16 protein-coding genes and 1 tRNA gene are annotated in these 16,505 nt (G+C 39.2%); 3 read left to right on the forward strand and 14 right to left on the reverse strand.

Annotation, left to right across the window (positions count from 1 at the left end):
- The first annotated feature begins 80 nt into the window (after positions 1 to 80).
- A complete protein-coding gene (locus AC6JA8_RS10230; RefSeq protein ID WP_497973708.1) occupies positions 81 to 1,082 on the forward strand; it encodes a phosphatase PAP2 family protein in 1,002 nt (333 codons plus the stop codon).
- Between the two features lie 49 nt (positions 1,083 to 1,131).
- Here AC6JA8_RS10230 and AC6JA8_RS10235 read toward each other — a convergent pair whose 3' ends face one another.
- The 7 genes from AC6JA8_RS10235 to AC6JA8_RS10265 all read right to left on the reverse strand — a co-directional run bounded on the left by AC6JA8_RS10235 (position 1,132) and on the right by AC6JA8_RS10265 (position 7,740).
- A complete protein-coding gene (locus AC6JA8_RS10235) occupies positions 1,132 to 1,665 on the reverse strand; it encodes a hypothetical protein (RefSeq protein ID WP_142409438.1) in 534 nt (177 codons plus the stop codon).
- 98 nt (positions 1,666 to 1,763) lie between these two features.
- The gene (locus AC6JA8_RS10240) at positions 1,764 to 4,736 is read right to left on the reverse strand and encodes a hypothetical protein (RefSeq protein ID WP_497973709.1); all 2,973 of its coding nucleotides are present in this window, start codon (positions 4,734 to 4,736) and stop codon (positions 1,764 to 1,766) included.
- Positions 4,737 to 5,116: 380 nt separating this feature from the next.
- Entirely contained in the window at positions 5,117 to 5,515 is a 399-nt protein-coding gene (locus tag AC6JA8_RS10245; protein ID WP_497973710.1) for a hypothetical protein, read from the reverse strand.
- A 163-nt stretch (positions 5,516 to 5,678) separates the two neighbouring features.
- Positions 5,679 to 6,578, reverse strand: a complete 900-nt coding sequence (locus AC6JA8_RS10250) for a hypothetical protein (RefSeq protein WP_497973711.1) — start codon at positions 6,576 to 6,578, stop codon at positions 5,679 to 5,681.
- An 11-nt stretch (positions 6,579 to 6,589) separates the two neighbouring features.
- A complete protein-coding gene (locus AC6JA8_RS10255) occupies positions 6,590 to 7,069 on the reverse strand; it encodes a hypothetical protein (protein WP_497973712.1) in 480 nt (159 codons plus the stop codon).
- A 216-nt stretch (positions 7,070 to 7,285) separates the two neighbouring features.
- A tRNA-Cys gene (locus AC6JA8_RS10260) sits at positions 7,286 to 7,363 on the reverse strand.
- 71 nt (positions 7,364 to 7,434) lie between these two features.
- Positions 7,435 to 7,740, reverse strand: a complete 306-nt coding sequence (locus AC6JA8_RS10265) for an HU family DNA-binding protein (protein WP_102243728.1) — start codon at positions 7,738 to 7,740, stop codon at positions 7,435 to 7,437.
- Positions 7,741 to 8,016: 276 nt separating this feature from the next.
- On the opposite strand from AC6JA8_RS10265, the gene AC6JA8_RS10270 reads away from it, so the two are divergent.
- On the forward strand, positions 8,017 to 9,723 hold the full coding sequence (locus AC6JA8_RS10270) for a hypothetical protein (protein ID WP_102243729.1): 1,707 nt from the start codon (positions 8,017 to 8,019) through the stop codon (positions 9,721 to 9,723).
- A 3-nt stretch (positions 9,724 to 9,726) separates the two neighbouring features.
- Here AC6JA8_RS10270 and AC6JA8_RS10275 read toward each other — a convergent pair whose 3' ends face one another.
- The 7 genes from AC6JA8_RS10275 to queA form a co-directional block, all read right to left on the reverse strand.
- Positions 9,727 to 10,536 carry a hypothetical protein gene (locus AC6JA8_RS10275; protein WP_497973713.1) on the reverse strand — a complete coding sequence of 270 codons (810 nt, stop codon included), beginning with the start codon at positions 10,534 to 10,536 and terminating at the stop codon, positions 9,727 to 9,729.
- Positions 10,508 to 11,443, reverse strand: a complete 936-nt coding sequence (secF, locus tag AC6JA8_RS10280) for a protein translocase subunit SecF (protein ID WP_102243731.1) — start codon at positions 11,441 to 11,443, stop codon at positions 10,508 to 10,510. Before secF ends, AC6JA8_RS10275 begins: the two co-directional genes overlap by 29 nt.
- Before the next feature lie 23 nt (positions 11,444 to 11,466).
- The gene (secD, locus tag AC6JA8_RS10285) at positions 11,467 to 13,167 is read right to left on the reverse strand and encodes a protein translocase subunit SecD (protein ID WP_497973714.1); all 1,701 of its coding nucleotides are present in this window, start codon (positions 13,165 to 13,167) and stop codon (positions 11,467 to 11,469) included.
- A gap of 93 nt (positions 13,168 to 13,260) precedes the next feature.
- Positions 13,261 to 13,527: a twin-arginine translocase TatA/TatE family subunit gene (gene tatA, locus AC6JA8_RS10290; protein ID WP_497973715.1), complete on the reverse strand. Its 267-nt coding sequence runs from the start codon at positions 13,525 to 13,527 to the stop codon at positions 13,261 to 13,263.
- Between the two features lie 15 nt (positions 13,528 to 13,542).
- Positions 13,543 to 13,902, reverse strand: coding sequence for a preprotein translocase subunit YajC (gene yajC, locus AC6JA8_RS10295; RefSeq protein ID WP_102243734.1), 360 nt, complete (start codon positions 13,900 to 13,902; stop codon positions 13,543 to 13,545).
- Between the two features lie 25 nt (positions 13,903 to 13,927).
- A complete protein-coding gene (gene tgt, locus AC6JA8_RS10300) occupies positions 13,928 to 15,055 on the reverse strand; it encodes a tRNA guanosine(34) transglycosylase Tgt (RefSeq protein ID WP_497973716.1) in 1,128 nt (375 codons plus the stop codon).
- Between the two features lie 2 nt (positions 15,056 to 15,057).
- Positions 15,058 to 16,125, reverse strand: a complete 1,068-nt coding sequence (queA, locus tag AC6JA8_RS10305) for a tRNA preQ1(34) S-adenosylmethionine ribosyltransferase-isomerase QueA (protein WP_497973717.1) — start codon at positions 16,123 to 16,125, stop codon at positions 15,058 to 15,060.
- Positions 16,126 to 16,196: 71 nt separating this feature from the next.
- Here queA and AC6JA8_RS10310 point away from each other — a divergent pair, with 71 nt between their 5' ends.
- Positions 16,197 to 16,496 carry a hypothetical protein gene (locus tag AC6JA8_RS10310; RefSeq protein ID WP_102243736.1) on the forward strand — a complete coding sequence of 100 codons (300 nt, stop codon included), beginning with the start codon at positions 16,197 to 16,199 and terminating at the stop codon, positions 16,494 to 16,496.
- The last annotated feature ends 9 nt before the right edge of the window (positions 16,497 to 16,505 follow it).

Raw genomic sequence — 16,505 nt, forward strand, 5'->3', positions numbered from 1 at the left:
CTCTGCAACTTTTTCACGAAGCAAGTACAAAAAGTTTCTTCTGTTAGCCTATTCCTAGATCACTTTTAAGGAGACCCCGGATGAAAATTACAACATGTGTACTTGCTCTTCTCATCTCTTTTCAAACGATGGCCGGGACAACTCTCAACCTGGATTACGGGGCCATCCTAAAAGACCTAGAGTCATGTAAGAGATCATTTTATGGGTGCACAGTTGAGCAAGAACTCGAGATTGCCAGATTCAGGGGGACAGTTCTTGATTCATACACATTAGATAATTATCTTTCACAAGATAAAGAAAAATCCATCTTCGTTCCGCTAGCTTTAGACAACTCAGAACTCTTAACTCTAGCAGCGGCGACAAGTTTAGGGATTGTTGCTTTTTCCAACGACCAGGAAATCATGAATGTTGTTCAGTCACATAAATCTAATATCACGGAGCCTCTGGCAACAGTTGGTAATTTTCTTGGAACAGGACAAGCAGGACTAGGAATCGCAGCTGGCTCATATTTTCTTGGAATGTATTTCCAAAACAACAAATTAAAGAAGGCCGGGCTTTTTATTGTTGGGGCCTCTCTCGCCTCATCAATTGCCACAGGAGCAGCTAAAGAGGCCTTTAGAAGAGAGAGACCAAATAAAGGAGATGGACCGTACCAATTTTTTAAAGACGGTAATAAGTCATTTTACTCAGGCCACACGGCCCAGGCCTTTACAGTTGCAACTGTGATCTCTGAAATGTTTAAAGAAGACTATCCGGTTGTTCCTTACGTTGCCTACGGTATTGCCGCTATTACTGCCTATGCACGCATGCACGATCAGGCACACTGGGCCTCAGATGTTATTATTGGAGCTGTTGCTGGCCACTTAATCACAAAGCTTGCCCTTAATGCCATGACTGGAAACAAAGAGAATAGATCTGGAATTGAAATCTACCCTGGCGTGGATGAGCGCGGGAATTTTATGATTTACCTTGAATGGAAAGGTAAACAAACTCAGGCACCACTAAAATGTTCAAAAATGCCTGAAGGGATGAAAAAAGTTGAGGCGTGTTTAGCAGAAGGTTTTGCAAAGGCCGCAAGATAACAGTTTTAATAGTGCCTGCCCCAAAGGCCGGCACTATCAATCAATTCAATTAACGAATCTTATTAAAAAATTCCACTAAGTTATCTGCCATCGTATCCTCAAACACTGAAGCAGTATGAGTACAAGAAGTTAGCAAGCTTACTTTTGACTCAAACTCTGTAATCGTTTTCACATTAGTCGTTTTATCATTTGCCGTATAAGCAATTTCAATCGTCCAGACTCCATTTTCTTTTGAAATTGTCGAAAGATCCATCGATTTGATGACGACTTCAACAGGTGTTCCATGATCTGATAATTTTTTAGCAGAAATTAACTCTTGCTCGAAAATCTCTCTCACAAATGTTCCAACTGTATTTCCTCTAGGCATACTGAATGTCGTTGCCCCACAGCTCATCAGGTCACTGTTTAAAATTTTTGTAATCTCAGGAGTGGCCCCCTTAATTGTTAGGATCTGAAACATCCCCGCTGTTTTAGCAATTTCAAGAGAGTTCTTTGTTGAAGGTTTATGTGGCTTTAGGCCCATTTCTGCACAGCCAGCTAAACTTAGGCATAGGAGGCAGACAAGCAGTTTAAAAGTGTTCATTGTTCGTCCTTTGGTTGATGATAAATCTCAAAAGATTTTCACATTTTTCCAAAGGGCAAACAACAATAAAAATACCAGACGCTAAAAATCAACCACTATTATCTTGGAATCTCTTCTATATCAAGATCAAAGATGACCTTATCAAAATTCATGAACTCAGTGACGCGATAACAATAGTTAGAATTTTTAAAGTACCTAAAAACTGAATATTTTTTACTTGGATCTAAAATTATCCCTCTGTCGTAAAAAAACTGCTCATTAACACCATCTGGATAAAATTCTTTCGCTTTAAGGAAAATCTCGGACCTGATATCCATCGCATCTTTGGCCACAATATTTTTTTCAATAAAGCGATTTGTATTTGAGTCAAATTCTGCATAGGCACTCCCCAGATTTCCATTGATCAGCTTTGAATAATGAATTGCCAACTGATCCTTTGACTCTGAGAAAAAATAAAAAGTCGATTGCAAATCAATGGACAAAGAATTACTAACAGCATTAATGATAGTATCGTGCCTATTTTCAAAGATAAGCTCAGGCAATTCCGGAGTACGTTTTAAAAGGTAAATTCGATCTACATCACTACGTTGGATAGCAAGAAGGATTTTATCTTTTACTGTAATAACTTTAGCATTTTCTACGGATATAGAGGTGTCATCAATAATGGCTGGCAGATTGTATAAATGCTCCTCAAAACTGCCATCGATATACTCTGAGAACTTGGCAACGAATGGGGCAGATGAAGTATCAACTTCAACAATCATTTTAGAGGCATCATTTTTATTGGGTATCATATTAGGCAAAAAGAAATTGTTATTACTCATTAGATAAGTCGCCAAAGTGCTTGCCGTTTGATTATCAAACAAATGCATTAACTCATCACCATTTTCGTCATAAGTTATGAAATAAACATATCTGTCATTTACACTAGCAACACCATATACCACCAATTCAGTGAACATTCGATTGCCCTGGACATCCTTAATTTCCGTCTTAACCCCGTTTTCACCAACAAGATAAGAATGAGGCTCCCCCGTATTAGAATCAATCTCGGCCGCATAAATGTTGTTTCTGAAGACAGTTACGTAATCTGTAAAAGTTGTCCTTATTCCAAAATCAGACAATTTATTTGTAGCAAGTGTCTTTATTAGGTTTTTATCTACCACATACACTGCACCAGGCTCGTCTTTATTATAAATAACATTTCCATCAACGATTTCAAATTCCAGAACAGACGTATCTACCAAGACAACGTTCTCTGTCTCCATGTCAATTCTCATTAATTCGTAATTAACATTTAAGTAGTAAAAATAACGATCATGATATTTGGTGATTAAAGTTCCATCGCCATTAAGAATACGTCGGGTCAGAGGAATCTTTCTTTCTTTATCTTGTTCAAAAATAACTAGGTCATAATAATCATTTTGTCCGTAAGCAAAGAGTGTTTTGTTTTTATAAGCATATAAATTATAAATTTTGCTGTTATTAACTCTTGTAAAAGCATGCTTATATTCATTCCCTTTTATATCTTTTATCGTGACATCTACATCCTTATCAGTAAAAGTCACAATTCCAAGCAATGAGTTCTCTCCCGTCAGTACTGTATCACTCTTAGTTCCTGTAAAGTTGGCGTATGCGGGTTCCCATGCAAAATCCAGATTCAAAAGACTATTTACTGAAGTGACTTCAGATGATACATGGCTCGTGAGATCAGCTTTATATAGCCTCACTCTGTCTGCTTTTGCCAAATACAATAGATCGTTTCCATATTTTTTAAATTTAATCGGCGCTAAAAATGGTTCTTCAGCAGAGACTTGCCCCATTCTATTTAAGTTATGATTTTGATCAATACAATATGGTACATAGGTATTTCCACTCTTTCCAGAAAAGCAAAGATTTTCTGAATCAGAATAAAATGAATACTCCACAGGTTTAAAATTATAAGCAAAAAATGTATCAAACTCCAAATCGGCCAGTTCCACTATTTTTTGAAATTTTTCACTCTCGTTTGGTCTAAAGCGGTAAAGATTGACCTTCTTTTCGACCGTATCATAAGCTTTAAAATACAATGAACCATTTAGATTGAATCCTTGAAAATTTGAGAATTCATCACACCTAATTGTTCCAAAATCATAATACTCTGTCGTTGCATTTCGAATATCGTCCAGATTTGTTTTATACAACCCTAAAGCTCCTGCATAACTGTCAGGAGAACACATAAAATAATAAATATCCTTATCAATTAAAAATCGATATCTACTAAAAGGCACATTATTTGATGATCGATCATAGCCTGGTAAAGTGACGATTTCAGATGTAGAAGTCCCCGTGTAGATAGTTACCTCTCCATCACCAGAAACATTCACCAGTTCATTATTTAACCACCTAATCCCAACTGAATCATCTCCATTTTTTATCCAGCTCGCTGTCACACTATTGCCATTGATGCGAACATATCCTATGTTTCCCCAGACACCTACTCTTAAGTACAAATCACTTCCTACAAAAAAATGAGTCCAAGCTAGTGGCAATTCGGTATCCGCATAATACAAATCAAGAGTGACAGAATTAAAAACAGTCTTATCGCTATAATTAGAAAGATTAATTCTCGTTAATCTTGATCCTGTCGTATTGGCACAGTATAAATACCCACGGATAATAACCATCCACGGATCTCTAGCGTGTTGAGTGACACATGGAAGATTTGTCTGACCTATAAAATTGACAGGAGTAGGATTGGCGTCATTTAAATTTAAATAATATGTCCTGTATTTGCCTTCTTTTATTTCTTGTTCAGTATATGCTTTAAAAACCCAAAAATTTTCATCGTAAACGATCGTCTTAATTTTTTCTGCACTAATCCCAAGATCTATTTTTCTTGTTGTATAATTTGAATCAACTGTCGTAATCGACACAGTTGGATCATTATTCTTAGTGACTGTACGTTTATATTCAACGAATTCAGAGCTCGATGATGAAGAGTCTTCATTTCCACTGCCAATTAATTTTGAAAGTAAATCAACACTGATCTTACTGCTACACCCAGACAGAATTAAAAGAATGAAAAGCATGCTAAACAAATTGAATCTGTATCGAATGAACATTTCTTTAAAACCCCGACCTTAAGTATTACCGACTAACTTTCTTATCGTTGAAATACCGGAGAGCTTGAATCAGTTTGCCATAGAATACACCCTCTTCCGGACTACTCCTTAAGGAGTATTAAACAAATAAAAAAGAGAATGTTCAGTAATTCTATTGAGCGTGTGTTTTGAATTTTACAAAATACGAATGCTTATTCTGCATATAATGAAAGCGTGATGAGAGAGACCTAAACAAAGAATAATAAGAATGTGTGACAAAAGAATATTTTTGTCACATTCACATCTATGAGAACTGACAAGAAAATGTCTCAATGAAAGCCCTTTTCATTGAGACATTACAAAAGATTTTATTGTTCCAGCGTACACCCAAGATCAGCAAGCTTCACACGCTCTCCTAGTCCCCACCAGTAAAGCTTCGCTTCTAGTGTCTTCACATCAATATCAAGCTCATACTCAAGAGAAAGATCCAGGTAGAAAAAATACCCAACTTCACTCTTCCCCACAAGCTCTGTTTCATATTTCATCGCCGGCCCATGTTGATCATATGAACTAAGTTCAAGTTCCTCAACACTAAGACTCCACGAACGAACCTTTTCAACAAAAGTCAGTTTCGAATTCATCTTTAAACTTAATTCTTCATTTTGATTCTTAGTTAAGCGAGAAACTTCACACTCAAAAGCACGGAAGCCTTCTGCAAAGACAGATGTCGAAAATAGAAATGCAGCAATCAATACTAGATTTTTCATATGATCCCCTTTGTTTTGCGAGCTTGGTATCAAAGGGGATTAAGAAAGTAAAATGAGTTTGTTGGTTTGTGAAGCAATTGATGGTTTTGTGAAAAAAGGCTGCTAAAAAAAGCAGTTTCCATCAGGTTTTTTTTTAATAATTATTTGTAATATTTCATAACACTTAAAAAAAAAGGAATCTAAACAACAATAAATCATATTCGATTTTTGCTACTTGGAAATCACTTATCCCAAGGTAGATTTTAGAACTACCAATTTTCTGTTCTTTCAATGGAATATATACTAAAAAGATGTTTCGTTTAGGTTTCGAAAAAACAAGCGAAACCAAGTACTTAAAAAAACCTACTTGTTCACGTATTTCTTTTCTTTTAACTTCAATCAACTCTTGCAATCTACCCTTATAAAGATCTTGAATAGTACTTGCTTTGTCCACAGAAATACTTACTGGATAGTTTTTGATGTATGTATCTTTTGCTTGGAAATTTATATTAAAACGATACATCACATTTGCGCTGAACTTAAACTTCATATCGTACCCATCCTTAGTCTTAGCACTTGAACTACCTTCAATTTTTGTATTTCCTAAGAAAAGTGGCTCCAAGATCATGAATTTCGTGCCTGGATTTAGAGCTTTTATTTTATAATTCACGTATGACATTTCATCCGTTTTTGAAAACGTTTTTTTCAAATCATCTCTATCAAAACTGCCAGTAACTCCCATTTCTAGATCATTTAGTTTTTCTCTTTGAAAGATATCTTTGTACTGAAATGTTAAGATTAGTGATTCTGAACTTCTTTCACCTTCTGATTTCAAGATAAAAGGTATACTTGCAATTACTGGAGTAGTTTTTTCAGAAAGCTCACTAGCGCCTATTATTACTTCCAGAGGTTGATTCTCTGGTAATAAATAATCTCCTATATACACTCCTATTTTTGATTTATCGAATGCCCCTGAAAGCTCAGCGATTCTCCAATCACTTCTTAATGTTGCGACTAGAGAAACAACCGCAATCAGAGTAGATATTACCGTTAATATATAAGTCCATAACTGATGTTTATCCATTTCCGATACCTTTATTTTTGATTTGTCATTTCTTTTTGAATTACGACTTGGGCTTTATCTCTTTCAACTTGTTCTTGATCTACTCCATAAGAAATAATTCTCTCATTTCTGAATGAAATTTTAAAAGGAACTACTTTATTATAGGTTGCTTGCGGATTATAGTTTTCATATAGTCGATAATGCCAAAACTCTCCTTTTTCACTCGCTGACACAGAATCAGGTTTTAGTAATATCTTTATGACTTCATCTTTTTTCTGACCAATCTTTAAATTAATAGTATTCGACAGCGACAACTTACTGGCAATTAATGCATTTAATTCAGCAATATTTTTTTGCTTCTCTTTTTCTGCCAATGCCTCTGCTTTTATTTTTTCTTCCTTTTGTCTCTTTGCTTCTTCTTGTTTTTCCCCAGTCAAATACTTCATATGCTCATCCATTTGCGCGCACGATACAAATACCAACATAAGAATTACAATAAATGGTCCCTTCATAAAAACTCCTCTTAATGATATATTTGAATCGGAATTTTCCACTAAATGCTAAAGAGCAAATGTTGATGATTGTAATATGTTTTTTAGAATTCAATTTTTTCAGAAATTATTCAGTTTCTAGGCGCGAGAGCGCGAGCAAGAGGGAGCATACTCAAATGTATGTGACCGATTGTGAGCAACCGAGCAACGACGAAAATGGATGATTTCTGGAAAAATTGGAGGAGACGGGCGGATTTGAACCGCCGGCTTTACGGTTTTGCAAACCGTTCCATTGGACCACTCTGGCACGTCTCCATTGGAATTAAAAAGATAAGGGGCATTCTGCTAGAACACCCCTCATATGTCAATGATTTTTAAAGAAAAAACTATGCTTCGCGGATAACGTACTTATCCTTGCCTTCATCCACCATCTCTTTAAGTTCCTTACCAACTTTGAAGAATGGTACTTTCTTAGGTGGAACTTTTACGATTTTCCCGGTCTTAGGGTTGCGGCCTTCGTACGCTTTATAGTTTCTGTTAGCAAATGACCCGAAGCCTCTGATTTCGATTCTCTCGTCCTCGTAAAGCGCCTTAATCATGCTGTCGAATGTGATATTGATGATTGTCTCAGCTTGCTTGTGAGTAAGGTTAGCTTGTTTTTCAAGAGCTGCAATCAAATCTGCCTTAGTCATGGCCTGTCTCCTTAGAGTAATTAAATGCTATGTGATCTCTATCGGTTAGATCAAAAAGAAACTTTAGTTAGCCTCTAAATTAAGGCATCTTCCAATATCTCACTGCCAGCTACAAATAGGCTAACCTATTAAAATCATAGAATCAATCCTTAGTTTTCGTTTTTATTAAGGCAATCACCTCCAGAGGACTAAAATAGAGGTAATGAAAAGCATTAAAGTTTGAAACGCAGAAGTCGATTAACTAACTAGGAATTTGGAGAACTTTAATATCCGTTTATGAAAAAGATAAAATTGCCTGCACACTTTTTATCTGTCCTGATTATGTCCGCAACTCTTGTGGTTGTGAGCTCATGTATTGGTGATCAGTCTGTGGCAAAAAGAAGAGGATATGTAAAAGACTTCTCTACTACGACAGGCAACAGTGGTTGCGACTCTAGTTACCTTATCTACTCTAAACCTTATGACACTTGTACAACTGCATGTTCTGATGGCTACCACCTGGCGAGCCTTGATGAACTCTCTGAAGTAAAAAAAGAACTGGTGGACTCTGAAGGTTATACGATTGATGGTGTAAGCGCGACAGACATCCTGGCAAGAATCAACAACTCAGCAAACATTTGTGTGGCCGATGTCATTAAAGACGAAAGACCAACAAACGCAATCGATATCAAGAGTGACTTCTGTTCATGTATTAACGGTAAATCAGATATTATCAACAATTGTGATTCTTTCTGTGCGGCCAAAACACCTACAGATCAGCCAATCCTTTATGTTAATACCATCATGGGAACTGATATCGCTCTTAACACAAAAATCGGAAACCTTCACAACTGGTGTACAGTCCAGTTGACAGAAGACCAGACAACTCCAGGGTGTTCACTAATTGCAACTGATGGAACAAACACTGTCAGTCTTCAAATGACAACATCTGCAGGTTCAAACTCTTTTAGTGCGAACGTTTCTACTCTTACTAGAAATAAAACATGGCTTTTAAAGATTCAGGAAACAAAGGCGGGCTCAGGTGCTCAGTCTAAAGAGTTCCAGATTAGAAGAATCAATCAAGCGTCTGATACGACAACTGGTGTATTAAAAGTTACACCGATCAATCAATACACTTGTATGACTTACGGTGGAAAGGTCGATAACTCTGGTAACATTATCAGAACAACATTTGCCCGCATCTTCTATTACTTTGCGGCCAATGAAACTCCGGCCCCTATTCCTCCTGCTGGTGGAACAAATCAATCACAAGTTGTTTGTCACGATGAGCAGCTTCACGGTGTAACCGACTCTGCTGAATGGGATCGCCTGGAACTCATTCCTGGGGCCTATTCAATGTGGGATAAGGCCGACACTCGTTTTGTGGCGAAGGCCGAAAACAACAACAAATTAACAATCAATAAAACATTAGAAGAGCGTCTCCTGAGTGATTACAACATCACTGCAACAATCGATCTCTTCAGGCTTCTAAGCTACCCTAACCGTCCGACAACAACATCAACTTCAAGTGCTAATATCCCACTTGGATACATCATGGTGCCATTCTCTGATGCGACAACTGGAAAGACATACTGTCCGACAGCTACTCAGTTTAACGGGACTCAGCCGCTCTTAAATCTTCTGGGCGAGTTTATGGACGATACTGAAGGTCTATACCTGGCAGAAAAAGAAGCTGAGACTATTCAAGATGGATCGACTTACAAAACACTATACGGAACAATGTTTGTTCGCGAGACTACTTTAAATAATTACGGTTTCTACATTGAAAACGGAATTAAGATTAAAGCAAACGCAGCAGCAATGCATACGAAGACGATTTATTTCTACTGGCCAACGAGCACAACAGCTGATCCTCTGACTCAAGGGGGAAGAAAGCTCTTTACAGTGCGCACGCCAAGCACGCTTAACGGGAACGTTCCAACAGGGCAAGCAACAACTGAAGCGACGACTGATAAGCGCATTGGTTGTGTGCCTAAATCTTAAATTCTAAAGAAATGTTTTTTTGAAAACCTTCGCCGCTGGCGTAAGTTCTTTGGCGTAGAAGTAGTAAACCACTCCTATTCTTAGGGCCATCATAAAAGTCACACGGATTAAGAAGTAAAAAGCGGCCTTAATAAATGACCTGCCCTCTCGGTGCATGATTCGTTTTAAAATAAATCCAAAAATAACAGTAAAAAGCATCACACTTCCAAACTGGATGAGGCGCTCTTTATTTTCGACGATCTTAACAACAGACGGGATACTCTCCTTGTCTTTAATTAAGCGAACGGCATAAAGGGTGATATTGGGAAATTGGTCCATGTAAGGACGAACTGGAGACTCTCTTGTCCCTTCATCCAGGCGCTTTAAAAGTTCTGCTTCAGAAAGCTTCTGTAAAGGCTCCAGGGCCACTCTGACAGACTCAGCATAAGAAGCATTGGCCTTCTTAAGTTCTTCTTCTTTTTTGGCCTGATAGTGACGGGCCCTTTGGATTGATTCCTCTTTGGCCTTTTCCAGAACATCGCTCGGGCGCATTTCTTCAATGTCGGCCTCTTTAACTTCCGTTGTAGCGGCGTCTTGCTGAATATTATGGATCTTGCCAGAGTCTTCCAGAACCTTCTCAGAATCAGTGTTATAGCGTTTTAAAAGCTTCTCCAGGTCCTGAGTGTCGTGCTCCTCTATTTCCTGGGTCTCTGCTGTAGGATTTGAATCTTGTGCTTTGGAGTCTTGAGAAAAAGACAGGCCTCCCCATGAGAGGAGGCCTGTCAGTATAAGAAGATGAAATAGATTAAGCTGTAGCTTTTTGTGCATTTCCACTTTTCGATTTTCTTGTCAGTTCATCAATAAACAGAGTCGTTGAAGCGGCAACATAAACAGAAGAGTATGTACCGAAGATGATACCAATTGACATCGCAAGGAAGAAATCTCTTAGAGCAGCACCACCGAAGAAGTACATTGAAGCCGCTACAAGAAGAGTCGCTACCGAAGTAAGGATCGTTCTTGAAAGCGTGTCGTTTACCGCGTCGTTGATGTGTGTTCTTAAGCTCTTCGTCTGGTCGCCATGATCTTCGTGCTCGCGGATACGGTCGTAAACGATAACGGTATCGTTAACTGAGTAACCGATGATTGAAAGAAGGGCCGCAACCGTGTGTAGAGAGAACTCTGAGCCAACAAATGATAAAACCCCGGCAACGATAATAATATCGTGAAGAAGTGAAACCATTACTCCTGGAGCATAACGGAAGTCGAAACGAATCGCCATGTACACCATGATCGAAAGAATCGCCCAGAACATCGCTTTTACAGCCGACATACGAAGCTCAGCTCCGGCCTTTGGACCAACGATATCGACTTTTCTAATCTCTGCCGTGTTATCGGCAAAAGATGTGTGAAGAGCTTGAGTTAGCTTTTCTGTTGTTGCGTTTAGTGAAGCTTCATCAGCTGAAACCTTAATTAGGATTTCGTTATCCTGAGGCTGGCCGATAGTTTGTACGCTGGCATCGTGGAAGCCTGCTTTACCAAGAACATCACGAACCGTATCCAGGTGAACTTCTTTAGAGAACTTCGTTTGAACTTCCGCTCCCCCTCTAAAGTCTACACCGTATTCTGTTTTATAAAAAATCCCATAAAGACAAATAAGCGTGATGATCAGAGAGAACGTCATTACGTATTTACGTTTCCCCATGAAATCAATCGTCGTACCGTGTTTAATTAACTCGATCATATAGAATTACTCCAAACTTTAAATTAAATACTCAGTTCTTTAGCGTCTGTTTTTTCCATATATAGTTCATATAGGATTTTTGAAACATAGTACGCTGTGTATACCGTAACCGCGATACCGATGAGAAGCGTGATCGCGAAACCTCTGATTGGACCTGTACCGAAGTTCAGTAGGCAGAAACCTGCTGCTGCTTGAGTGATGTGGGCATCAAGGATCGTCCAAAGGGCCGAGTTGTATCCCATATCGAAAGCTTTGTAGCTGCTGATTCCTTTTCTGACTTCATCCCTGATCTTCTCAAAGATAATAATGTTGGAGTCGACGGCCATCCCTACTGTCAGCGCGATCCCTGCAATCCCTGGAAGGGTAAGTGTGGCATCAATCGCAACTAAGATAGCTACGGTGAAAAGAACGTTTAATAAAAGTGTCACGATCGCAATTACACCTGAGAACTTGTAGTAAACAAGAGCAAAAAGGAATACGAGACCACAACCAATATAAGAAGCAACTTTTGCTTTCTCAATTGAGTCGTTACCTAAGTTAGGACCAACTGTTCTTTGCTCAAGGAAATCAAGCTGAACAGGAAGAGCACCAGCTCTTAAGACAAGAGCAAGGTCGCGGGCTTCAGTCATTGTCTTATTGAAGTTTGCTCCACCACCTAAAGTGATCTGAGCGTGTCCACCGGCAATTTTCCCCTGAATCATTGGAGCTGAGTAAACGTTACCGTCAAGAACAACGGCCATTCTGCGGCCTACGTTTGCACCAGTTGTTTCTTCAAAGCGCTTAGAGCCTTGAGTTTTAAATTCCATAGAAACGTATGGCTGGTTTTTTTGTGGGTCGATTTGAACGCGGGCGTCTGCCAGGTCATCCCCAGTAATTCTTGGAGTCGCTTCAATCACGTAAGGAATGTTAAGAGACTCGTCGTGAGTTGGAGATTTTTCGAAAGCAAGTTCATGTCCTTCAGGAATGTCTTTTGCCAGGAATTCGTTCATTTTTTTGATGTATTCAGAGAAGCGCTCGCCTTTTTTATAAACGATGCCTGCTGCTTTTGCTTTTTCCATCCATGCTTGAAGAGTTTGCGGAGGGATTGTGTCGTTTACGATTTTGAATTCAAGCTTAGCTGTTTTACCAATAAGCTCTTTTGCTCTTTCAATATCGCGAACACCTGGAAGCTGAACAACGATTCTATCTTCACCTTGAGCGATAATTTCTGGTTCTGTAACCCCGAATTCATCGATACGGTTTCTGATAACTTCGATTGATTTACCTACTGACTGCTGCTCAATTTGAGTCTTAACCGCGTGGGCCATAGCAATCTCTAGTTTTTCACCTTCTTCTTTAGTGATTCTGATTGTATTGCCAAAAATCGTTTTGATTTTTTTCTTGGCATTTTCCATGTCAGAAGCTTTGTTAAGAGCAATGGCCTGTTTTGGGTCCATTGGGTCTGTGGCATCAAGAGCACCGATTGTTACACCGATCTCTTCATCTTTTAGAAGTGATTCAATCTTTCTGGCACTTGTCTGGATTTCATCGCGATAAACTTTTTTAAAGTCGATCCCTAGAACCATGTATAGACCACCTTGAAGGTCTAGACCTAGATTGATTTTTGATTTGACCGGATAAGATCCATTTTCATCAAACTTCATCACTGTTGGTAGTAATACGATTACCGCTGCGGCAATAAGAACGAGTAGTACACTGAAGCGTACCCACCAGTTGGTCTTCATCAAAAAACTCCCTTTTAATAGACAAAAGTAACTATACTTTCTGGATGTACCAGAAAGTATAGTTGATATATTTATGAAATTGCAAGAACGGTTTTATGATTGCTTTGTAGATTCAGATGAGTCAGTTTTGGCTTCAGGTGATTCGACTTTTTGAGCAACAACTTCTACGTCTGCCTTTTTCCCCTGCTCAGCTGGGGTATGAGGCTTGTTGATCTCGTTCATCATTTCGTCGCGTGCTTTTTGAAATTCACGCACTGCTTGACCAAGACCTTTTGCTAGTTCTGGGATCTTTTTCGGCCCTAGAAATAGGATCGCGATCACAAAAATTAATAATAATTCACCAGCACCTAATCCAAACATATAAACTCCATGTTTTTATTTTTTAGCAGACTCAGTAAGAGTTTTATAAAGACCACCAATCTGGTTCTTTAAAACTTTGAAACGTACGCCTTCAGAAACTTCTACAGTCACTACTGTATCAGTAATTCCGTGAACTGTCCCGATAAGGCCAGATTTAGTATAGATTTCATCTCCCTTAGCTAGTTTTTCTAGCAGGGCCTGCTCTTCTTCATATTTTTTCTTCTGTGGTCTGATCATAAAGAAATAGAAAATAACAAAGACAACAACTAATGGAAGAAATTGCATAATTGGGTTTTGCGCTGGAGCTGCACCTGCTGCTTGAGCAAACGCATTAGTTGACGAAAGTGCTACGATAGCTAAAAGTGATTTTAACATTTTGATTCCTTAAACTTTTAAGTGGTTAGTTCCACATATTTGATGTGTAAGAGTTATAAAACGATGAGTAAAACTCGTCAAACTTATCCGCCTTAATCGCTTCTCTTGCATCACGAGTCATTTGCAAATAAAAATACAAGTTGTGATACGTGATCATGTTGCCGGCCAGGTATTCTCCGACTGTAAACAAGTGACGAATATACGCACGGCTATATTTGCGACAAACCTTACAATTACATTCTGGATCTGGTGGAAGAAGATCTTCTTTAAAGCGTTCTTTTTTAATGTTTAGAGGGCCACCTTTTGTGAGGAACTGCCCGTTTCTGGCATTTCTTGTTGGAAGAACGCAGTCGAACATATCAATCCCTGCGCGGATTCCGTTTAAGATGTCTAATGGCTTTCCAACGCCCATTAAGTAGCGCGGCTTATCTTCTGGCATCGTGTGCACAAAATTATCTAGGAAGCTCACCATCTCTTCATTTTTTTCACCGACAGAAAGCCCACCAAGAGCAAAGCCTTCGAAGTTCATTTCTTTGAGTCTTTCCATGCATACAGTTCGCAGATCATGATGTAACCCACCCTGGATAATCCCAAAAAGATTTTGATGGTCTTTAAGTTGATAATCGCGGCAGCGTTTGGCCCATCTTAGAGTGAGCTCCATGCTTTCTCTCAAACGATCTTTTGTCGCTGGAAGCGCTGGGCATTCATCAAAGTTCATAACGATATCTGAACCTAAGGCCCTTTGAATCTCCATTGATTTCTCTGGAGAAATTAAGTGTCTTGATCCATCTAAGTGCGATTGAAAAGTGACTCCTTCTTCAGTGACTTTGTTCATCGAAGAAAGAGAAAAAACCTGGTATCCACCAGAGTCGGTTAAAATGGCGCGGTCCCATTTCATGAAACCATGCAGGCCTCCGCCTACTTTTTCAATCAGCTCATGACCCGGACGAAGATACAGGTGATACGTGTTTCCCAGAATGATCTGAGCGTTCATCTCCTCTAGTTCTTCCTGCCACATAGTCTTAACTGAAGCACGCGTTCCTACCGGCATAAAAATCGGCGTTTCGATCTCTCCGTGGGCAGTTGTAATCACACCTGCGCGGGCCTTTTTTGATTGAGCGATTTTTTTAAATATCTTTTTTTCTGTTGTCATAATTACCTTAAAATCAACATGGCATCGCCATAAGAAAAGAAGCGGTATTTTTCTTTAACCGCAAGCTCGTAAAGCTCCAGGGTCTTGTTTCTTCCAATAAGAGCTGAGACTAACATAAGAAGGGTAGATTCGGGGAGGTGAAAATTAGTGATAAGACCACTGACGCTCTTCACATCTACGCCTGGATGCAAAAAGATCTGGGTTTTATAGTGTTCATTGGGAGAAATATCTTTCCCATAACTCGACTCAAGCACTCTTAAACTAGTCGTCCCTACCGCAAAAACGTTTTTAGCGTTTCTGATTTTCGATAAATTTTCTTCATCAACAAAATACTCTTCCGAGTGCATGACGTGATCTTTTAAATGGGCCACCGTCACCGGCTTAAATGTCCCAAGGCCAACGTGAAGAGTGACAAACGCGCGCTCAACATTGGATTCTTTTAATTTCTCCAAAAGGTCATTGGTGAAATGTAATCCTGCGGTAGGTGCGGCCACAGAGCCGGTGTGTTTTGAATAAACCGTCTGGTAATTTTTTTTATCTTCTTCATCACTTTCCCCTTTTCTAATGTAAGGAGGAATAGGAATAAGCGCATGGGTCTCAAGGTAATCCAGAAGATTTTTAAATCCAGCAGGAAGACTGACTTTTACGCCGAACGTTCCATCGGAGAAGATTTCAGAAACTTCCACTTTCATCTCAGCGGCAAAAGTGTATTCATCTCCGATATTTTTTTTCGATCTGGTTTTGATCAACGCCGGATAACTTCCATTTTGATTGGTTTCATGTGAAAGGAAAAAAAGCTCGGCCTTGCCGCCACTTTTTTTATTTCCTAAAAGCCTTGAAGGAAAAACTTTGGACTGATTAAACACGATCAATGAATCGGCCGGAAGGTACTTTGGAAGATTATAAAAATAATCATGAGTAACCGTGTCCGTCTTTTGATTATAGACCATAAGGCGCGACTGATGGCGGTTAACACCATCGACGGGTCTTTGGGCAATCAACTCTGGAGGTAGATCGTAGTGGTACGACGATAATAACAAGTCTTCTGGATAATTCTCTGGGTAACTCATGAATAATTAATTAGCATGAATGATTTCCATTGGCCCTTTTAAAAAATCCAAATGTGTGAAAAAATAATTGTATGTTAAAGAAAAGACTACTTTTAACATTCATTATCTCATTCGGGGCCATCGCTTCAGAGGCGCCATACCCGGATTTTGAGGCCGAGCTTCGCGCCCTGGAGACCAATCAGCTAAAAGCTGAAGAACTCCAAATGAGAAACGTTGATGCTGTGACGGGCGTTCTAAACGAGAGCGACCTCATTAGCGATGACGTCTCGACCGGACAGGCCGGAATTCAAAAAGAGACCCTAAAACCCGTTTTAGAGGCCAAAAAAGCTCCTGAGACATCTGTTAAACCTCGCCGAATCAGAGCGAGATAATGTCACTAA

It is taken from the genome of Bacteriovorax sp. HI3 (genome assembly GCF_059738875.1).